The organism is Chitinophaga sp. RCC_12 (genome assembly GCF_041360695.1).
GTDB lineage: Bacteria > Bacteroidota > Bacteroidia > Chitinophagales > Chitinophagaceae > Chitinophaga.
Map to the genome: position 1 here is coordinate 204,372 of NZ_JBFUPS010000011.1, position 14,941 is coordinate 219,312.

At 48.1% G+C, this 14,941-nt stretch carries 11 protein-coding genes; 4 read left to right on the forward strand and 7 right to left on the reverse strand.

Translation table 11 applies throughout. From position 1 onward, the window contains the following. Nucleotides 1-75: 75 nt before the first annotated feature. Complete coding sequence (locus AB6805_RS27225) at nucleotides 76-918, reverse strand: energy transducer TonB (protein ID WP_370912587.1); 843 nt, start codon at nucleotides 916-918, stop codon at nucleotides 76-78. Between the two features lie 1,080 nt (nucleotides 919-1,998). Between AB6805_RS27225 and AB6805_RS27230 the strand changes: the two genes are divergently transcribed. After that, nucleotides 1,999-2,829, forward strand: a complete 831-nt coding sequence (locus AB6805_RS27230) for a YitT family protein (protein WP_370912588.1) — start codon at nucleotides 1,999-2,001, stop codon at nucleotides 2,827-2,829. Nucleotides 2,830-2,871: 42 nt separating this feature from the next. Here the strand turns inward: AB6805_RS27230 and AB6805_RS27235 are convergent, their stop codons facing one another. Continuing rightward, nucleotides 2,872-3,927 carry a cellulase family glycosylhydrolase gene (locus AB6805_RS27235; protein ID WP_370912589.1) on the reverse strand — a complete coding sequence of 352 codons (1,056 nt, stop codon included), beginning with the start codon at nucleotides 3,925-3,927 and terminating at the stop codon, nucleotides 2,872-2,874. A 186-nt stretch (nucleotides 3,928-4,113) separates the two neighbouring features. Between AB6805_RS27235 and AB6805_RS27240 the strand changes: the two genes are divergently transcribed. Beyond that, nucleotides 4,114-5,235 (forward strand): acyltransferase family protein, encoded by a 1,122-nt coding sequence (locus tag AB6805_RS27240; RefSeq protein WP_370912590.1) that lies wholly within the window; start codon nucleotides 4,114-4,116, stop codon nucleotides 5,233-5,235. Between the two features lie 108 nt (nucleotides 5,236-5,343). Then, on the forward strand, nucleotides 5,344-6,129 hold the full coding sequence (locus AB6805_RS27245; RefSeq protein WP_370912591.1) for an SDR family oxidoreductase: 786 nt from the start codon (nucleotides 5,344-5,346) through the stop codon (nucleotides 6,127-6,129). A 1-nt stretch (nucleotide 6,130) separates the two neighbouring features. Here the strand turns inward: AB6805_RS27245 and AB6805_RS27250 are convergent, their stop codons facing one another. Further along, nucleotides 6,131-6,784 carry a hypothetical protein gene (locus tag AB6805_RS27250; protein ID WP_370912592.1) on the reverse strand — a complete coding sequence of 218 codons (654 nt, stop codon included), beginning with the start codon at nucleotides 6,782-6,784 and terminating at the stop codon, nucleotides 6,131-6,133. Nucleotides 6,785-6,917: 133 nt separating this feature from the next. Between AB6805_RS27250 and AB6805_RS27255 the strand changes: the two genes are divergently transcribed. Then, nucleotides 6,918-8,156, forward strand: a complete 1,239-nt coding sequence (locus AB6805_RS27255; protein WP_370912593.1) for a glycoside hydrolase family 105 protein — start codon at nucleotides 6,918-6,920, stop codon at nucleotides 8,154-8,156. Between the two features lie 57 nt (nucleotides 8,157-8,213). Here the strand turns inward: AB6805_RS27255 and AB6805_RS27260 are convergent, their stop codons facing one another. From AB6805_RS27260 to AB6805_RS27275, 4 genes are all read right to left on the reverse strand, one after another. After that, on the reverse strand, nucleotides 8,214-9,644 hold the full coding sequence (locus AB6805_RS27260; RefSeq protein WP_370912594.1) for a SusD/RagB family nutrient-binding outer membrane lipoprotein: 1,431 nt from the start codon (nucleotides 9,642-9,644) through the stop codon (nucleotides 8,214-8,216). 13 nt (nucleotides 9,645-9,657) lie between these two features. After that, entirely contained in the window at nucleotides 9,658-12,840 is a 3,183-nt protein-coding gene (locus AB6805_RS27265; RefSeq protein WP_370912595.1) for a SusC/RagA family TonB-linked outer membrane protein, read from the reverse strand. 586 nt (nucleotides 12,841-13,426) lie between these two features. Then, complete coding sequence (locus AB6805_RS27270; RefSeq protein WP_370912596.1) at nucleotides 13,427-13,813, reverse strand: hypothetical protein; 387 nt, start codon at nucleotides 13,811-13,813, stop codon at nucleotides 13,427-13,429. Nucleotides 13,814-14,003: 190 nt separating this feature from the next. After that, the gene (locus AB6805_RS27275; RefSeq protein ID WP_370912597.1) at nucleotides 14,004-14,837 is read right to left on the reverse strand and encodes an N-acetylmuramoyl-L-alanine amidase; all 834 of its coding nucleotides are present in this window, start codon (nucleotides 14,835-14,837) and stop codon (nucleotides 14,004-14,006) included. Between the last annotated feature and the right edge of the window lie 104 nt (nucleotides 14,838-14,941).

Consider the following 14,941-nt stretch of genomic DNA (forward strand, 5'->3'; position numbering starts at 1 on the left):
TCACGCCGTCAAACGATGACAGCACTTTTCCGGGTTATTAATAAAATGTTTATTGAAAAAAGAGGAAAGGTGAAATTAGTTGCCGCTTAACCGGAAGCTGACCGGGAGGTTAAAATATACCGCCACATACTGTCCATTCTGTTTGCCGGGTTTCCACTTGGGCATTTTGCTGATCACACGGATCGCTTCTTCTTCCAGGCCGCCGCCTTTTGCTGCACCAACAGTTTTTACCTGCGAAATAGTGCCGTCGCGGTTTACCACGAACTGGATAAATACAGTGCCTTGTATTTCATTCTCCTGGGCGATGTGCGGGTACCGGATATTATTACCCAGGTATTTCGCCAATGCAGCTTCTCCACCAGGGAATTCTGGCATAATTTCCACGAAGCGAAACGTAACATCCGACTCGGCGGCCGGGGGAGCTTTTACTACGCCGGAACCACCGCCGCTGCCGCTTGCACCCAGGTCAATGTCCATCCCTCCTTCTACTCCTTCTGAAGTAGTAAATCCTACTACCTGCTTGCCTATATCATCATTCTTCGGAGGCATTTCATCCGGCGGAACATCCGTGTTAACAATCACCGGTGTAGTTACCCTGATAGATGCAGCCAATGGAGGTGGTGCGGAGGTTACCGGGGGAGGAGGAATAGTAACCGGGGGTTCGGGGGGCATTTCCAATGCCTGTAATTCAATTTTTTTCTCTGCCAATACAGGCCGGTGTACATTTTCTGCGGCCATCAACGTGTTGTTCAACACGTAGCCGCCGATCATTACCAGCATAATAGAAGCGGTGCCCATTACTGCGTTACGAACACGCCTGTCGTAGCGACTGCGTAATTCATAGGCCCCATAATCTTTGTTCCTTCCATAGAAGAGAATGTCGAGGAAATCGTTCCCCGGGATTTTAGCTGAGTCCATGGTAAATATGTTTCTAATTAGATGATGCAGTAAAATATTTTCCATAAGGTTTTTGAAAATATATTTTCCGGGAGATGGATAACGGGGCGGGGCATATATAATAGCGTAAGATACAGGTAATATTAAAAATAGAAGTCCCGACACGTGTCGGGACTTGCTGGCACTGGGGACCTTACCTGAAAACAAGTGGTTCCTTCATTTTAATTAGGCTTTCCGAAAAAGTATAGGCGTATACGTTATCACGTATTTGCCCGGCTGCTTCCGGATAATATCTTAATAACAGTTGGTTTGGAAGCAGTCCTTAATGATCCGATAATGCTTCAGTCCCTGGGGCAGTTGCCGACAAAACCCACCAGTATTGTTTGAGACAACGCCCCTTTTGAACTGAAGTTGATCGTTTAATTTCAATGGATAGTAACCCAATTCTATTCCGTTACCAATACACTATAAAAAACGTGTATCCGTATACGTTATATTATCTTATACAGCTGTTGTTGCCGGGCTGCCGGGTAACGGCATCAGGACTGAACAGTTGATGTTTGTTTTCATGTTAAATAAAATGAGAGAGGCTGGTTTAAGATTTCAGTTGATAAATGCCAGGAGGATGCGGGGAGGTACGTTGCTGATAAATTTACCACCAATAAATTTGCAGCCCACCTTTCCCGCAAGCCTGACCAGGCATTCTATTTACAGCTTACAGAACGCAAGATTTTCTTTCAACAGCGGCTGCAATAACAGCCTGCTATTTGAATGTAACGGGGACAGGTGATATTTACCACGGTATTTTGCGTGTGGTAACGCATTCCACTAGTTAGCGTGTGCCTTTTCATAGTGTATTTTTATTTACACATTTTCAATAAATGATGGCAGCAACACCTTGCTGGTGGTCAAAGGATGCCGGAAGCGTTTGCCTGATGCTTCCCTGTGGTGGTAGATTTTATTAGTCTACTGATTTGGTAGACAAATATACATCGAGTTTTATTAATTCCAAATAATTGCACAATTTTTTTTTGTGATTTTTTGTTCATGGCCGGAGAAGCAGGCCAGTATCCACGTACGACAAAAGCGTATTTTTGCGGCATGAAAGAGCATGTGAAAAACATATTACTCATTATAGTAGGTGCCTTCATCTTTGCAGCAGGCATTAACTACCTGGCCATTCCCAACAAATTATCTGAGGGAGGCGTCATTGGTATTACCATCGTAACTTACTACTATTGGGGCTGGTCGCCGGGCATTACCAACTTCATCATCAATGCCATCCTGATTGTAACTGGTTACCGGCTCCTGGATAAAAGGAGTATGGTATATACCATACTTGGCATCCTGTTTTGCTCGTTGTTCCTGTATCTCACGGAAAACAAACTCGCCCCGGTTACCAGCAATCCTTTGCTGGCGGCTATTTTCGCGGGGCTGCTGGTAGGTATAGGCATCGGGCTGGTATTCCTTTCCGGCGGCACCACCGGCGGATCAGCTATTGTAGCCCGGTTATTTAATAAGTATTTCGGCTGGACACTGGGTAACGCCATGCTCATTTTTGACATCGTGGTGATCATGGCTTCTTCCTTTATTATAGGCATAGAAAAAACCATGTACACTTTTATTGCCGTTTACATTGGCGCCAGAACAGTAGATTATATCGTGGATGGTCTTAACACCAAACGCGCCATCACCATTATCTCTGCACGCACCGAAGCTATTGCGGCCAGGATCACCGGCGAAATGAAACGCGGCGCCACCGTGTTGCATGGCCATGGCGCCTATACCGGCGCCCCCAAAGAAGTGTTGTATGTAGTGATCGGCAAACAGGAGCTGATGCGCCTTAAATCACTGGTGCAGGAAACCGACCCGGAGGCCTTTGTGGTGATACACGAAGTACATGAGGTACTGGGGAGAGGGTTTTCAAAATAGCATAGTTGCCGGCTTCCTGTAACCGGAAGCCGGCAACCACTATTACTTACCGGTTAGTCCACGGATCACTTTTACTTCTTCCTCGCTGTAAGGCGTGCCATCCGGCCGGAAAATATCATGAAACCAGGTAGGCGGCTCGCCGCCATCCGGCATAGGCGTACTCCACGCATATTTTGTATTGGTTTTACCCGCTACCAGTCCCCAGTTAATGGCGCCGATATTTTCTTTTTTCAGCAACGGCATAATATTATCAAAACGGCTGCTGCGCGTACGGGCCATATATTCTGTACAAATGAGCGGCCTTCCCAGGCGGCGCAGGGTATCAATATCCCGCTGATGCTCTTCCGGCGGAGCGTAGTTGTGGTAGGTAATTACATCGGAATGTGTTTCCTGGAAGTTGGAAAGGTCCTTCAGCTTCCAATCCCATATCCCTGCAGACAAAGGCTGCGAAGGATTTACTTCCCTGCCCCAGGCAAATACTTTTTCCAGCAGGGGCAAACTCCTGTTGCCATGACCGGAGTTACCGGGTTCATTATACAGGTCCCATAACAGGATACGCTTATCATCAGAGAAGGAGGTCAGGATATCTTTCACATATCTCTCCAATGTATCCACCAGCTCAGGACGTTGATGAATGGCTAATCCCGGGTCCTGTACCCAGCCGGAATTATGGATGCCCGGCCTTGGCGCCCGCTGCGGCCCCGCCTGGTAGGTACTGTCCCAGCAATCGTCGAAGAATACGAACAAAGTAGCAATATGATGCCTGTCTGCAATATCGAGGTAGGTATTGATCCTTTGCTTAAACCCTGCCGAGTCAACCACCCAGGGCACATGATGCAGGTACACCCGCATGGTGTTCATGCCTATCCCTTCCGCATAACCCAGTTCCCGGTTAATGGTGGCAGTATCAAAAGTGGCGGCCTGCCACATTTCCAGCTGGTTGATAGCCGTACTGGGAATGAAATCGCTTCCCCTGATCCAGTCTTTACCTGCATACCAGGTATTGGCCCTTTCCTTTGACCACAAACCTTTTTCGGGCTGCTTACAGCTCATCTGAACAAGCACGGCCACACACAACGCAATAAATCTGTAATTCATAACGTAACTTTTTTAGTGGAGTCACCAAAATAGTGATTATACGTGTCTCACGTTAGCCGATATGTCTCAATTTGTTTTCCCGGAACGAATTCATATTTGGATTTTGAAAATTAGATGTATATATTGTAGGCAGCTCAACGCTTTTTCTATCCTTACCATCTTATCAACCAATACAATTAAAGGGAAATGACACAAAGCTCTCAACGCTTTTTACCGCTGGACGTATTCCGCGGGCTGACCGTTTGTTTCATGATCATAGTGAACACAGGCGGCACTGGTGGGACTTACTGGCCACTTGACCATGCTGCCTGGCATGGCTGGACACCCACCGATATGGTATTTCCCTCTTTTCTTTTTGCTGTGGGCAATGCCATGAGCTTCAGCATGAAGAAATATATTCAACTGGGAAATTCAGCGGTGCTGGGAAAAATTTTCAAACGCACCCTGATCATTTTCCTCCTCGGGTACCTGATGTACTGGTTCCCGTTTGTAGAACATACCGATGCCGGGCTTCAATTCAAACCATTTAGTCATACCCGCGTACTGGGCGTGCTGCAGCGTATTGCGTTGTGCTACTGTATTGCCTCCCTCCTGATCCACTACTGTTCTAAAAAAGTGGTATGGGCGGTAAGTGCCGTATTCCTCCTGGGCTACTGGGCCATTATGTGGTACTTCGGTACTCCCGGCGAACAGTACAGCATGGGCGGCAATGCCGGCATCCTGCTCGATAAACTTATTTTAGGAGATAACCACATGTATCACGGCGAAGGCATTGCCTTTGATCCGGAAGGCATCCTCAGCACCATCCCGGCGGTAGTAAACGTGGTGGCAGGTTATTACACCGGCCTGTTTGTGCAGCAACAGGGCAGAACAAAACCCGGCCTGCTCCGCATGGTGGGTGCCGGCGTATTATTCCTGCTACTGGCATATGCCTGGAACACGGTATTTCCTATCAATAAAAAATTGTGGACCAGCTCCTATGTATTGCTCACCATCGGAATCGACCTGTTGCTGTTATCTCTCCTGATTTTTGTGATAGATATCCTCGGCTTCACCAAAGGCACCGGCTTCTTTACCGTATTCGGTAAAAACCCGTTGTTCCTCTACCTGCTGTCGGAAGTAATGGCTATCCTGTTCTATTTCTTTATGGTCAATGGCGTGTCGCTCTACCAATGGATCAACGACACCATCTTCCAGCCATTGTCGCCGGGTAAATTCGGGTCGTTGCTGTTTTCACTGGCATTCATGCTCACCTGCTGGCTGGTAGGATTCATTCTCGACAAAAAGAAGATCTACGTCCGCGTATAACTATATTATCTTACTGAATTATAAAAGCAAAGGGAAGGTCGCATGGCCTTCCCTTCGCTTTTATATGCGTCAGACATTTTCATTAAATTGTACATAAAATTATCACGGATGGATCTCTCACTCAAAGGAAGAACAGCGCTGGTGTGCGGTAGCTCACAGGGAATAGGACTGGCCACCGCAAAGGAACTGGCTTTATTAGGCGCTACGTGTATTTTACTGGCAAGGAATGAAGACCGGTTAAAAACGGTACTGCCAACACTGAGTACCTCCGGCGGACAACAACACAGTTATGCCATCGCCGATTTTTCAGATGTGGCGCAGGTGACGGCGGCGGCAGAAAAAATTGCTGCCCGCGGCCCGGTGCATATACTGATTAATAACACCGGCGGTCCGGCGGGTGGTCCCATTTTAGAAGCCGGCGCGGCGGCTTTCACTGCCGCCTTTTCACAACACCTGCTGTGTAACCATGCATTGGCGCAAATATTTGTACCCGGTATGATCAGCGCAGGTTTTGGCCGGATCATCAATATCATTTCCACTTCTGTAAAAACACCTATAAAAAATTTAGGCGTATCCAATACTACCCGCTGGGCAGTGGCGGCGTGGTCAAAAACCCTTGCCACAGAACTGGCGCCGCACGGTATTACCGTGAATAATGTATTACCCGGCTCCACTTCTACCGCTCGGCTGGAAGGATTGTTTAAGAGCAGCGCTGCTGCCCGCAATGTATCTCCGGAAGTAATAGAAGCAGAATGGCTGAAAGAAATTCCCATGCAGCGCTTTGGAGAAGCCCATGAAATAGCGGCGCTGGCAGCATTCCTGGCATCGCCCGCGGCGGCCTACATTACAGGCACCAGTACTGCTGTAGACGGAGGCAAAACACCCGTGATGTAAATCAACAGGGAATAAAATTAACGATCCTTACCAGGTGCCCGTTTTCAAAATATAACTGCACACTGCTTTCGCTGTCTTTGCTATAGGAATCGCGCAGGATGATCATATCTCTTTTGCCTTCGTTTTCCGCCTGCAGTACTGCCTTGGGATACAGCTGTTTTGCCTCTTCCCAGGTAGTATTGCGGGTAAGTGAAATTTTACCGGAAGTAAGTGAGTTGCTATCTGTAAAAACAAATTCTTCACAGGCCAGTGAGTCTTTACAGTGTTCAAAAGTAGATCCATCTTTATAGAAAAAATCAAAGTCCTCCGCAAACTGCGACCCGCAGATATCTTCCCCATTTGCAGAGATGATGCTATCGGCCGCACCTATGGCTGCTTCCAGGCGCTGCCTGCTGGTAAATAACGGCACTTTGTTATTGATGAGCGCTTTGGCAAAGAGGAAAACCTCTATCTGTTCCCAGGCAATGTTCCGCCGGATTTCCTGCAGGGAGTCTTCCTCTTCCGTAAGCGGCCGGATGTTTTCCGAAGGCGCCGCTACGGCGATGTTATCCGCTTCTTCTGTTTTGTGCTGCTGACAGGCTGTTAACGACAGCAATAGGACGATACTGAACACGCGCTTTCTTTCTTCGTTCAGCCGATACCGTATATTCCGCATGATCCCGATAAATTTAAACTGGTTACTTTGAAACACATAATTAAAATAAATTATATTAAGAACCAAGTTATTTTTATGCAATCGTTTGCAATAATGATAAATGCGGGCTATATTGTACATACAATTTCCACATATGAAAAAGCAAACCCTTGTCTTACTCCCGGGCATAACCCTCCCGTTAGCCGCGCTGTCGCAGGATAATTCCGCCGACGCAGCAATTGTAAAAAAAGTAGCTGACTATGCTGTGGCACACGCTGCCTTCCAGTTTAAAGATGATAACAACCAAACCTGGAACTCCAGCAAGGAAATACCAGCCGGCACAACAGCCAGGATATCCGACCACCTGAGCGAATGGCATTATCCAAACGGTGTATTGAATATCGCTATGACGGATCTCGGCAACTACCTGAAAGACGAAAAATATACTGCCTTTGCGCAGCGGCATGTAGCTTTTGCATTCGACAACTACGCCTATTTTGAAGCACTCAGCAAAAAAGGAGTAAAGTACAAAGCTTTTCCGTTCAACCAGCTAATCAATACCCGCGTGTTGGATGATTGCGGCGCTATGGGAGCCAGCCTGTTAGACGTCTACCAAAAAGTAAAAAGAAGCGATTACAGGGCCTATATTGATAAAGCGGCCAATCATATCAGCAAGGTGCAGGAAAGGCTGGCAGACGGCACGTTATGCCGGCCAACGCCCTATAAGTGGACACTCTGGGGAGACGACCTGTATATGAGCGTTCCTTTCCTCGCACGTATGGGTAAACTCACCGGCAACAACGCTTATTTTGATGATGCCGTAGCCCAGGTAAAACATTTTTCGCATTACCTCTGGGATGAACGGAATGAATTGTATGTGCACTATTATTACGAAGATCTGAAAAGACAGGGTGTTGCTCACTGGGGCCGCGCCAATGGTTGGATCATGCTGGCAAAAGTACAGCTGCTGAACGACCTTCCTGCCAATCACCCCGGCAGGAATGAAGTAATTGCAGATGTTACCCGGCAAATCCTGGGCATCGCGAAATACCAGTCGGCCAGCGGCCTGTTTCACCAGGTACTGGACCGTACCGATTCCTACACGGAAACTTCCTGCACCGCGATGTTTGTATATTCCATTGCGCGGGGGGTAAATGAAGGCTGGCTCGATAAACGCTATATCTCCATAGCAGAAAGGGGTTGGGAAGGATTGGTAAAGGAGAAAATTCAGGAAGATGGACAACTGAAAGATGTGTGCATCGGTACAAACACGTCGGCGGACCTGTCTTTTTACTATAACCGTCCTACAGAACTGAACGATTTCCACGGGATCGGACCGGTGATAGAAGCAGGTATAGAAATCATGCGCTACCGCGCGAATAATAAAAAATAAAAGAAGACGGATTTGCAGTAAGTCGTTACCTGCAAATCCGTCTTCTTTTTCATTTTTTTAGTACATATCAAACCAAACCTTCGTCGTCAGCAGATCCGCACCCTGGCGGGCAACAGCTGCTTTGTAGTTGGCGCCGTTCAGCGCCTGCTCACTTGAAGGATACGTTAAACGCAGCGGCATTTTACCCTGCAGTGCGCCGGTATAAGCGGGCTTCAACTGTGGATAATCCAATCTCCTCCATTCTGCAAAGGCCTCCAGGCCTTCACTGAATAAGGCCAGCCACTTCTGCTCTCCTATTGATTTCTTAAAATTATTGGCGTCATACGCTACGGCCGGTTGCGCGAGGTAAGCGTCTACCTGGGCGCCGGTAATACCGTATTGTTTGAAGGATGCGCGGATAGCCTGTGCATACAAATCGGCAGCGTTGCCGCTGATCAGGTTACGCTGCGCCGCTTCTGCCAGGATAAACAATTGCTCTGCATACGTAAACACATAGGCAGGCGCCTGGGTAGCGGTAAAAACGGCCCCCACATCGGAAGTTTTGCTGAAACCTAACCGGGAAGCCGAGTCGGCAGACAATCCATTGGTAACGCCGATATAGGTATTGGTATCAGCCGGCAGTGCTGCGTAGATACTTAACCGTGGGTCCTTCAGCGCTTTCAGTTTATCGACCACTGTTTTGCTGATGCGGTAATCGTTTCTCGTTTCCCTGTTTTTGCCAACCGGGTTCTGGTTGGGAGAAGTGAGGTAATTCAGTTTCACTTCACGGTCGCCGGCAGTCAGGAAAAAGTTGCCTTCTGCCGCCAGTTCCGCAAATACCGCTTTAGCGGCAGCAGGATCACGATCGGCCAGGCGTAAGGCAATGCGCGAGCGCAGCCCGTTAGCAAATTTCTTCCAGCCATTCATATTCCCGGCCAGTAAAGAATCGCCGAGGATAGGATTGTCTGACGGGGAAATCGTGTTCACCGCATTTTTCAGTTCAGCCAGGAGTCCCCTGTATACTACCCGCTGACTGTCGTACACCGGTGTAAGGTACTTATCGATATTGCCTGCCTGTGTGTAAGGAATATCCCCGTACAGGTCCGTCAACACCTGGAAAATCCAGGAACGCATGATAATACCTACGGCCTTATAATTAGGATTATGCAACGTGTCGCCCAACTCTGCCAGCTTGGTAAAATCCGCGATTCCCTGTGCATAAAAATTATTCCACACCGTTTGGATATTGGTAGATGCGGGGATATAACGATCCGGGTCCGGGTACTGGATCTTAGCCCAGTACTGGATGTACAGCAGGGATGTTTCCATGGTGGCATCACTGCCCCAGTAGGTATCCACGTTGGATTTAATGCCGTTGCTCAGCAGGTAGTCCGGCTGTACAACGGTAGGTTCATTCGGATTTATGTTGGTGCGCTCCAGGTCTTTCTGGCAACCGGCCAGCCATGCAGCAGCGAATATTAAGCAAAAAGGTATCAACAACTTTTTCATAATCAATCAATCATTAAAATGAAACATTCAGGTTAAAGCCAAAGCTACGGGTAGTGGGTATCTGCAGCGTTTCCAATCCCTGCCCGTTACCCGTATTAAAGGCCGTTTCGGGATCTATGTTCGGTGTGTTCTTGTGCAGGTACCCGAGATTCCGTCCTACCAGCGCCACATTCACCGCCTGTAGTCCCCATTTCTTCACCAGGGAAACCGGTAAAGTATATCCAACTTTTATTTCCCGCAGTTTAACAAAGGACGCGTCATATACAGCGCTTTCATTCAGGTTGCTGCTGTATACGGCCTTGTAATAGTTTTGTGCCGGCAGGATAGCGGTATTCTTCTTACCGTCTGCTGTGTAGCCGTCGAAGATGATCCCGTCGTGTTTCACGGTGGCGCCGCCTGGCGCGGTGGCGTTATGATCCGGCAGCTGCACATTTTTGGAGCCATCATTATAGTAAGGCAACCCACCATGTTCCTGGTCGCGGCCCGGCATAGTTGCCGCCAGCACACCGGTACTCATACCGGTGGCATTGGTACCGGACCAGATGGATCCGCCTTGTTTGGTGTCTATCAGGAAGCTCAGGTTAAACCCTTTGAAGGAGAAATTATTGTTGATGCTACCTGTCCACTTTGGTGTGTAGTAGCCTAATATTTTTTTACTCGGATCTACAGCCGGGGTACCATCCGCATTTACCAATATCCTGTTTTCGCTGTCCCTTTTATAGGCAGTGCCATAAAGAGCGCCATAGCGCTGGCCTTTACTGGCAAGTACCTGGATATTACCGGAGCTGCCGAGTACATAGTTGGTAAGATATCCATCTGCATCCAGTTCTATTACTTTACTCACGTTACGGGCATAATTGATGTTTGCATCCCAGCGGAAGCCGGAGCGTGTAGTGATGGGCGTTAGTCCCAGCATCACTTCCACACCATGATTACTGAGTTCACCGGTATTGAGCAGTTTCTTCAGATAGCCGGTAGTTGAGCTCACATCCGCCAGCAGGATCTGGTTACGGCTGTGGGAGCTGTAGTACGTAACATCCAGCCGTACGCGGTTATCGATAAACCCGGCTTCCACCCCTACTTCTGTTGAAGTGGTGATTTCTGGTTTCAGGTCTTTATTCAGGTACTTATCCGACACGGTGAGTAACGGCAGTGAGCCAAACGGCTGGTTGAATGGATAGGTATTGATTTCCTGGTAAGGATCGGTGTCCTTTCCTACCTGTGCCCATCCGCCGCGCAGTTTCAGCAGGGAGAGTGCCTGGCCCTGGATATGCAGCGCTTCAGACAATACCAGGCTGGCATTTACAGAAGGATAAAAATAAGAGTTGCTGCCTCTTGGGAGTGTGGATGACCAGTCGTTACGTGCGGTTAAATTCACGAACGCATAATTGCGGTAACCTACCTGTGCGGCCGCGAATCCGCTGTACACTTTCTGCCTGTTGAGCAAACTGGTAGAGATAAGCGGATCGCGGGAGTTGTTCAGTGTGTATACATCTTTCACAGCCAGGCGTGGCGCCTGCTGGTAGTTTTGTTCCAGCTGATTAGAGCGGAGGTTGGCTCCGGCCAGCACATCTATATCAAAATCACTGCTTAGTTTTTTCTTGGCGTTTAATGTAAACTCGCCATTGGTTTCGCTAACTGCGTAGGCATCTTCTGTATAAGAACCGAATGGCGTACCATTGGTATAGTAAGCAATTTTATATTTGCGTCTGTCCTGGTAGTAGTCGGTACCAATGCGGAAGCTGGCAGTGAGCCAATCCTGGATCTGGTACGACAGCCGGGCGTTACCGAGGAAACGGTTGCGCAGCATGCCTACTGTATTTTCGTTCTGGATCCAGTAAGGGTTGCTATAGTAACTATGGTTCCAGTTGTAATCGGTACCATCTGCATTTTTGTAGTTCTTCAGTTTGCTCACATCTACCTGGCGGCCAAACCAGATGAACTGGAGGGTAACGCTGTTACCGCGCCGGCCGTCTACACCCGGAAGATTATCAGCAGCGCTGCGCACATAATTGGCATAGGTACTGAGGGTGAGCTTTGGTGTAATACGGAAAGTATTGCTGGCGGTGAAGGTATTGCGGGTAATACCGGTGTTTGGTAAAATACCGCCTTGTTTGGTGTTGTTATAAGAGAACCGGTAATCCAGTTTTTCGTTGGTGCCGCCTACAGATAAACCGTTATTCAGTGTATAGCCGGTAACGTAGAAATCTTTTACGTTATCGGGATGTGCTACAAACGGTACTGCTTCGCCATTGGAGAAGAACTGCGGGATGAGGCGTCCGTCCATTTTGGGACCCCAGCTTTCGTCAACGCCGTCGTTGATACCGCCGCCTTTACCGTCTTTATAGGAGAATTGTCCGCCGGTACCTTGTCCGTAGGAGTTCTGAAAGTCGGGCAGGATAAGGAGTTTTTCAAAGGTAGCGCCGGAATTTACGGTAACGCCCATGCCTCCTTTGGTATCTTTTCCTGTTTTTGTTTTGATGACGATTACGCCGCTGGAAGCGCGCGATCCGTACAATGCCGCGGCATTGGGGCCTTTCAGTACGCTGATGGAGGCAATGTCATCAGGGTTGATATCCGAAATAGCATTGGCAAAATCGCGGCCGGTGCCAATGCCGAGCTGGCTGTTGTCTACCGGCACACCATCCAGTACAAACAGTGGCTGGTTATACCCTGCAATGGAGGTTTCGCCGCGGATCACGATGCGGGAAGAACCGAGGTTACCCTGGCTGTTGGTAACCTGTACGCCTGCTATCTTTCCGGACAATGCGTTTACCAGGTTGGTTTCCTTTGCTTCAGAAAAATCTTTTGATTTTAATTCCTGCACAGCGTAGCCGAGTGATTTCTTTTCGCGGGAAATGCCCAGTGCGGTCACTACTACTTCTTCCAGTTTCCTGTTACTGTTTTCCAGGGAGATGTTGATCACTTTATTGTTTCCAACAACAGCAAACGTTGTTTCAAAGCCTAGTGAGGAAAATTGCAGCGTATCATTCACCTGCGCACTGATCGAATACTTTCCATCCGGATCGGTTTGTGTACCGCGACCGGTTCCTTTCACCTGAACAATTGCGCCGGGTATGTTCTGTGCATCTGAACGGGATGTGACTACCCCGTTTACCCTGATTTCCTGGGCAATGCTCTGCTGCAGCCACAGTAAACCGGGCAGCAGGCATAACAGCCTTTTTACGTAATTCATGCTTTGTACTTGATTTATAAGTTGACTCAGATCTTTGCGGATATGGTTACACCGTTCAGATTTTGGCATTTATTTTTTGGTGTATAATCAGTTGGTGATATCGGGGGCAAAAGTAAGGCACAATTACTAATCTACAAAATTTATAGACTATGTGGGCTGTGAAAATAGCGGGAGGATGCTGCTAAATATTTAGCAGGGAAGGGCTGTTGGACGGGCATTGTGCGTATGGGATGGCGGCAACCGCGGGGCGATTCCGGTCAGGCTGTTTGTCACTGAAATGAGCAGGTAACGGATACATGGAGATAATGCCGGTGTTACTTCACGGATGCTTCAGCCATGCCTGAAATATGCGTATGTCATGGACTATCTATACACTTCCCATGCACTTCCCATGCACTATTAATGCACTCCTCATGCACTCCCCATACACTATCTTCTCCTGAGGCCGGTTTATACCCCGGGATGAGATAATCCTGTTTTTGGGTTACATCGGTTCCTGGTAATCCTGCATTTGATTTACAGGCAACCAGCTTCGCGGAATTTACCGGGAAGGCATTTCCCGGTAAATTCTTATGAAAATGTCATTTTACTTCGCCCCCAGCAGCTTTTTGAGCTCCGACTTACAGTCTTCAATATTCTGCCAGATCATCCTGTCTTCGCAAATGGTGCCTTTGTATTTGATGGTCACCTTTGTTTTGCGCAGTACTACCTGGTAATATTCCGGGGCGTCGGGAGAATTTTCCCAGGTGACTCTGCCGCTTTCTTCGATACCACCGGCAAGTTTATCTTCTATGATGTCGTTTACTTTTTTGTGCATATTATCTGCAAAATCGTAGCTGACATCTGTTTTCACCAGGCAGGAAGAATCTTTTGCGGGATGGTCTGTTTGTGCGGCGGCCTGTTCACGGGGCCAGCATAGCAATGCGATGCTGGCTGCTGCCAGCAGTAACGGGAATTTAAAAGAACGTTTCATAACAAGAAAGATTAGTATAACATGGAGATTAGGTATAATAACAAGTCCGGGAAAATGGGTCTCTTGATTGCTGATTTTGGTTTATATCTCTTTTTAACTCATTATTAAAATATGATATTTATCCCACTCTACAAAATAATCTTTGCGGAAACATAGGGGTAAAAGTAAAGTTGGGTGTCTTTCTAACAGATCACTGGTATTGCTGCTGCAGGTTGAACATTATTTTCCTGCCGGCGTCATCAAGACCCGGGAGGCTGTCTTCCGGTATAAAGTGGCGTTTAAAGGCCATGATGGCAGCGGTGGAGTCTTTCACATCGTACCCGATGATGCGAAGCGAGAGCAACGGGTCGAATGTTTGGGGCACAATGGTATTGCTTGTGTCTTTATACCAGAGGCCAAAGCCTTTATCGGCCAGTTGATGCCAGGGAAACCAGGCGCTGGGGTCTACTTTTCTGCCGGGAGCGATATCGCCGTGGCCGATGAAGTTGGCGGCGGGGATATTGTAGCGGTGCTGAAGGGTGTCCAGTAACACTAACAGGCTGCGGATCTGGGCCGAATCGAAAGGTTCCTTGCCGTTGTTGTCCAGCTCTATACCGATGGAAGAAGAATTGATATCCGTGAGGTTGCCCCATTTGGCGACGCCTCCGTGCCAGGCGCGGAGATAATCGTTCAGCATATGATGGATGGCTCCGTTACGGCATATCACATAATGGGCGCTTACCTGGGTTCTTTGCAGGGTAAACGTTTTCAGTGTTTGTTCACATGAATTCTGAGCGGTATGATGTATGATAACAAGACTGGGTTTCCTCATATTAAAGTTCACCGTGCCTACCCAGGAGGGGGCTGCTGCGCCGCCGGCGCCATTCAGCGCTCCCGGCTGCTCACGCAACACCTTCGCGTAGGATTTAGCTTCCTGCCGGTAAACCTTATTGGTGGCGGCATATGGGTTACGGGCGCAATAAGAAAGGCCGCCAATCGCTGCCAGCAGGCAGCCGTATCTCGCAAATCGGGCTATGGTCTTCATCTGGAACTGTTAAAGTTTAGACAACACTACCTGATAAAGATACTAAATGAACCAATGCATCGTTTTTTTTACGGATACTATGAAAAGTGTTCTTTAAGGTATAC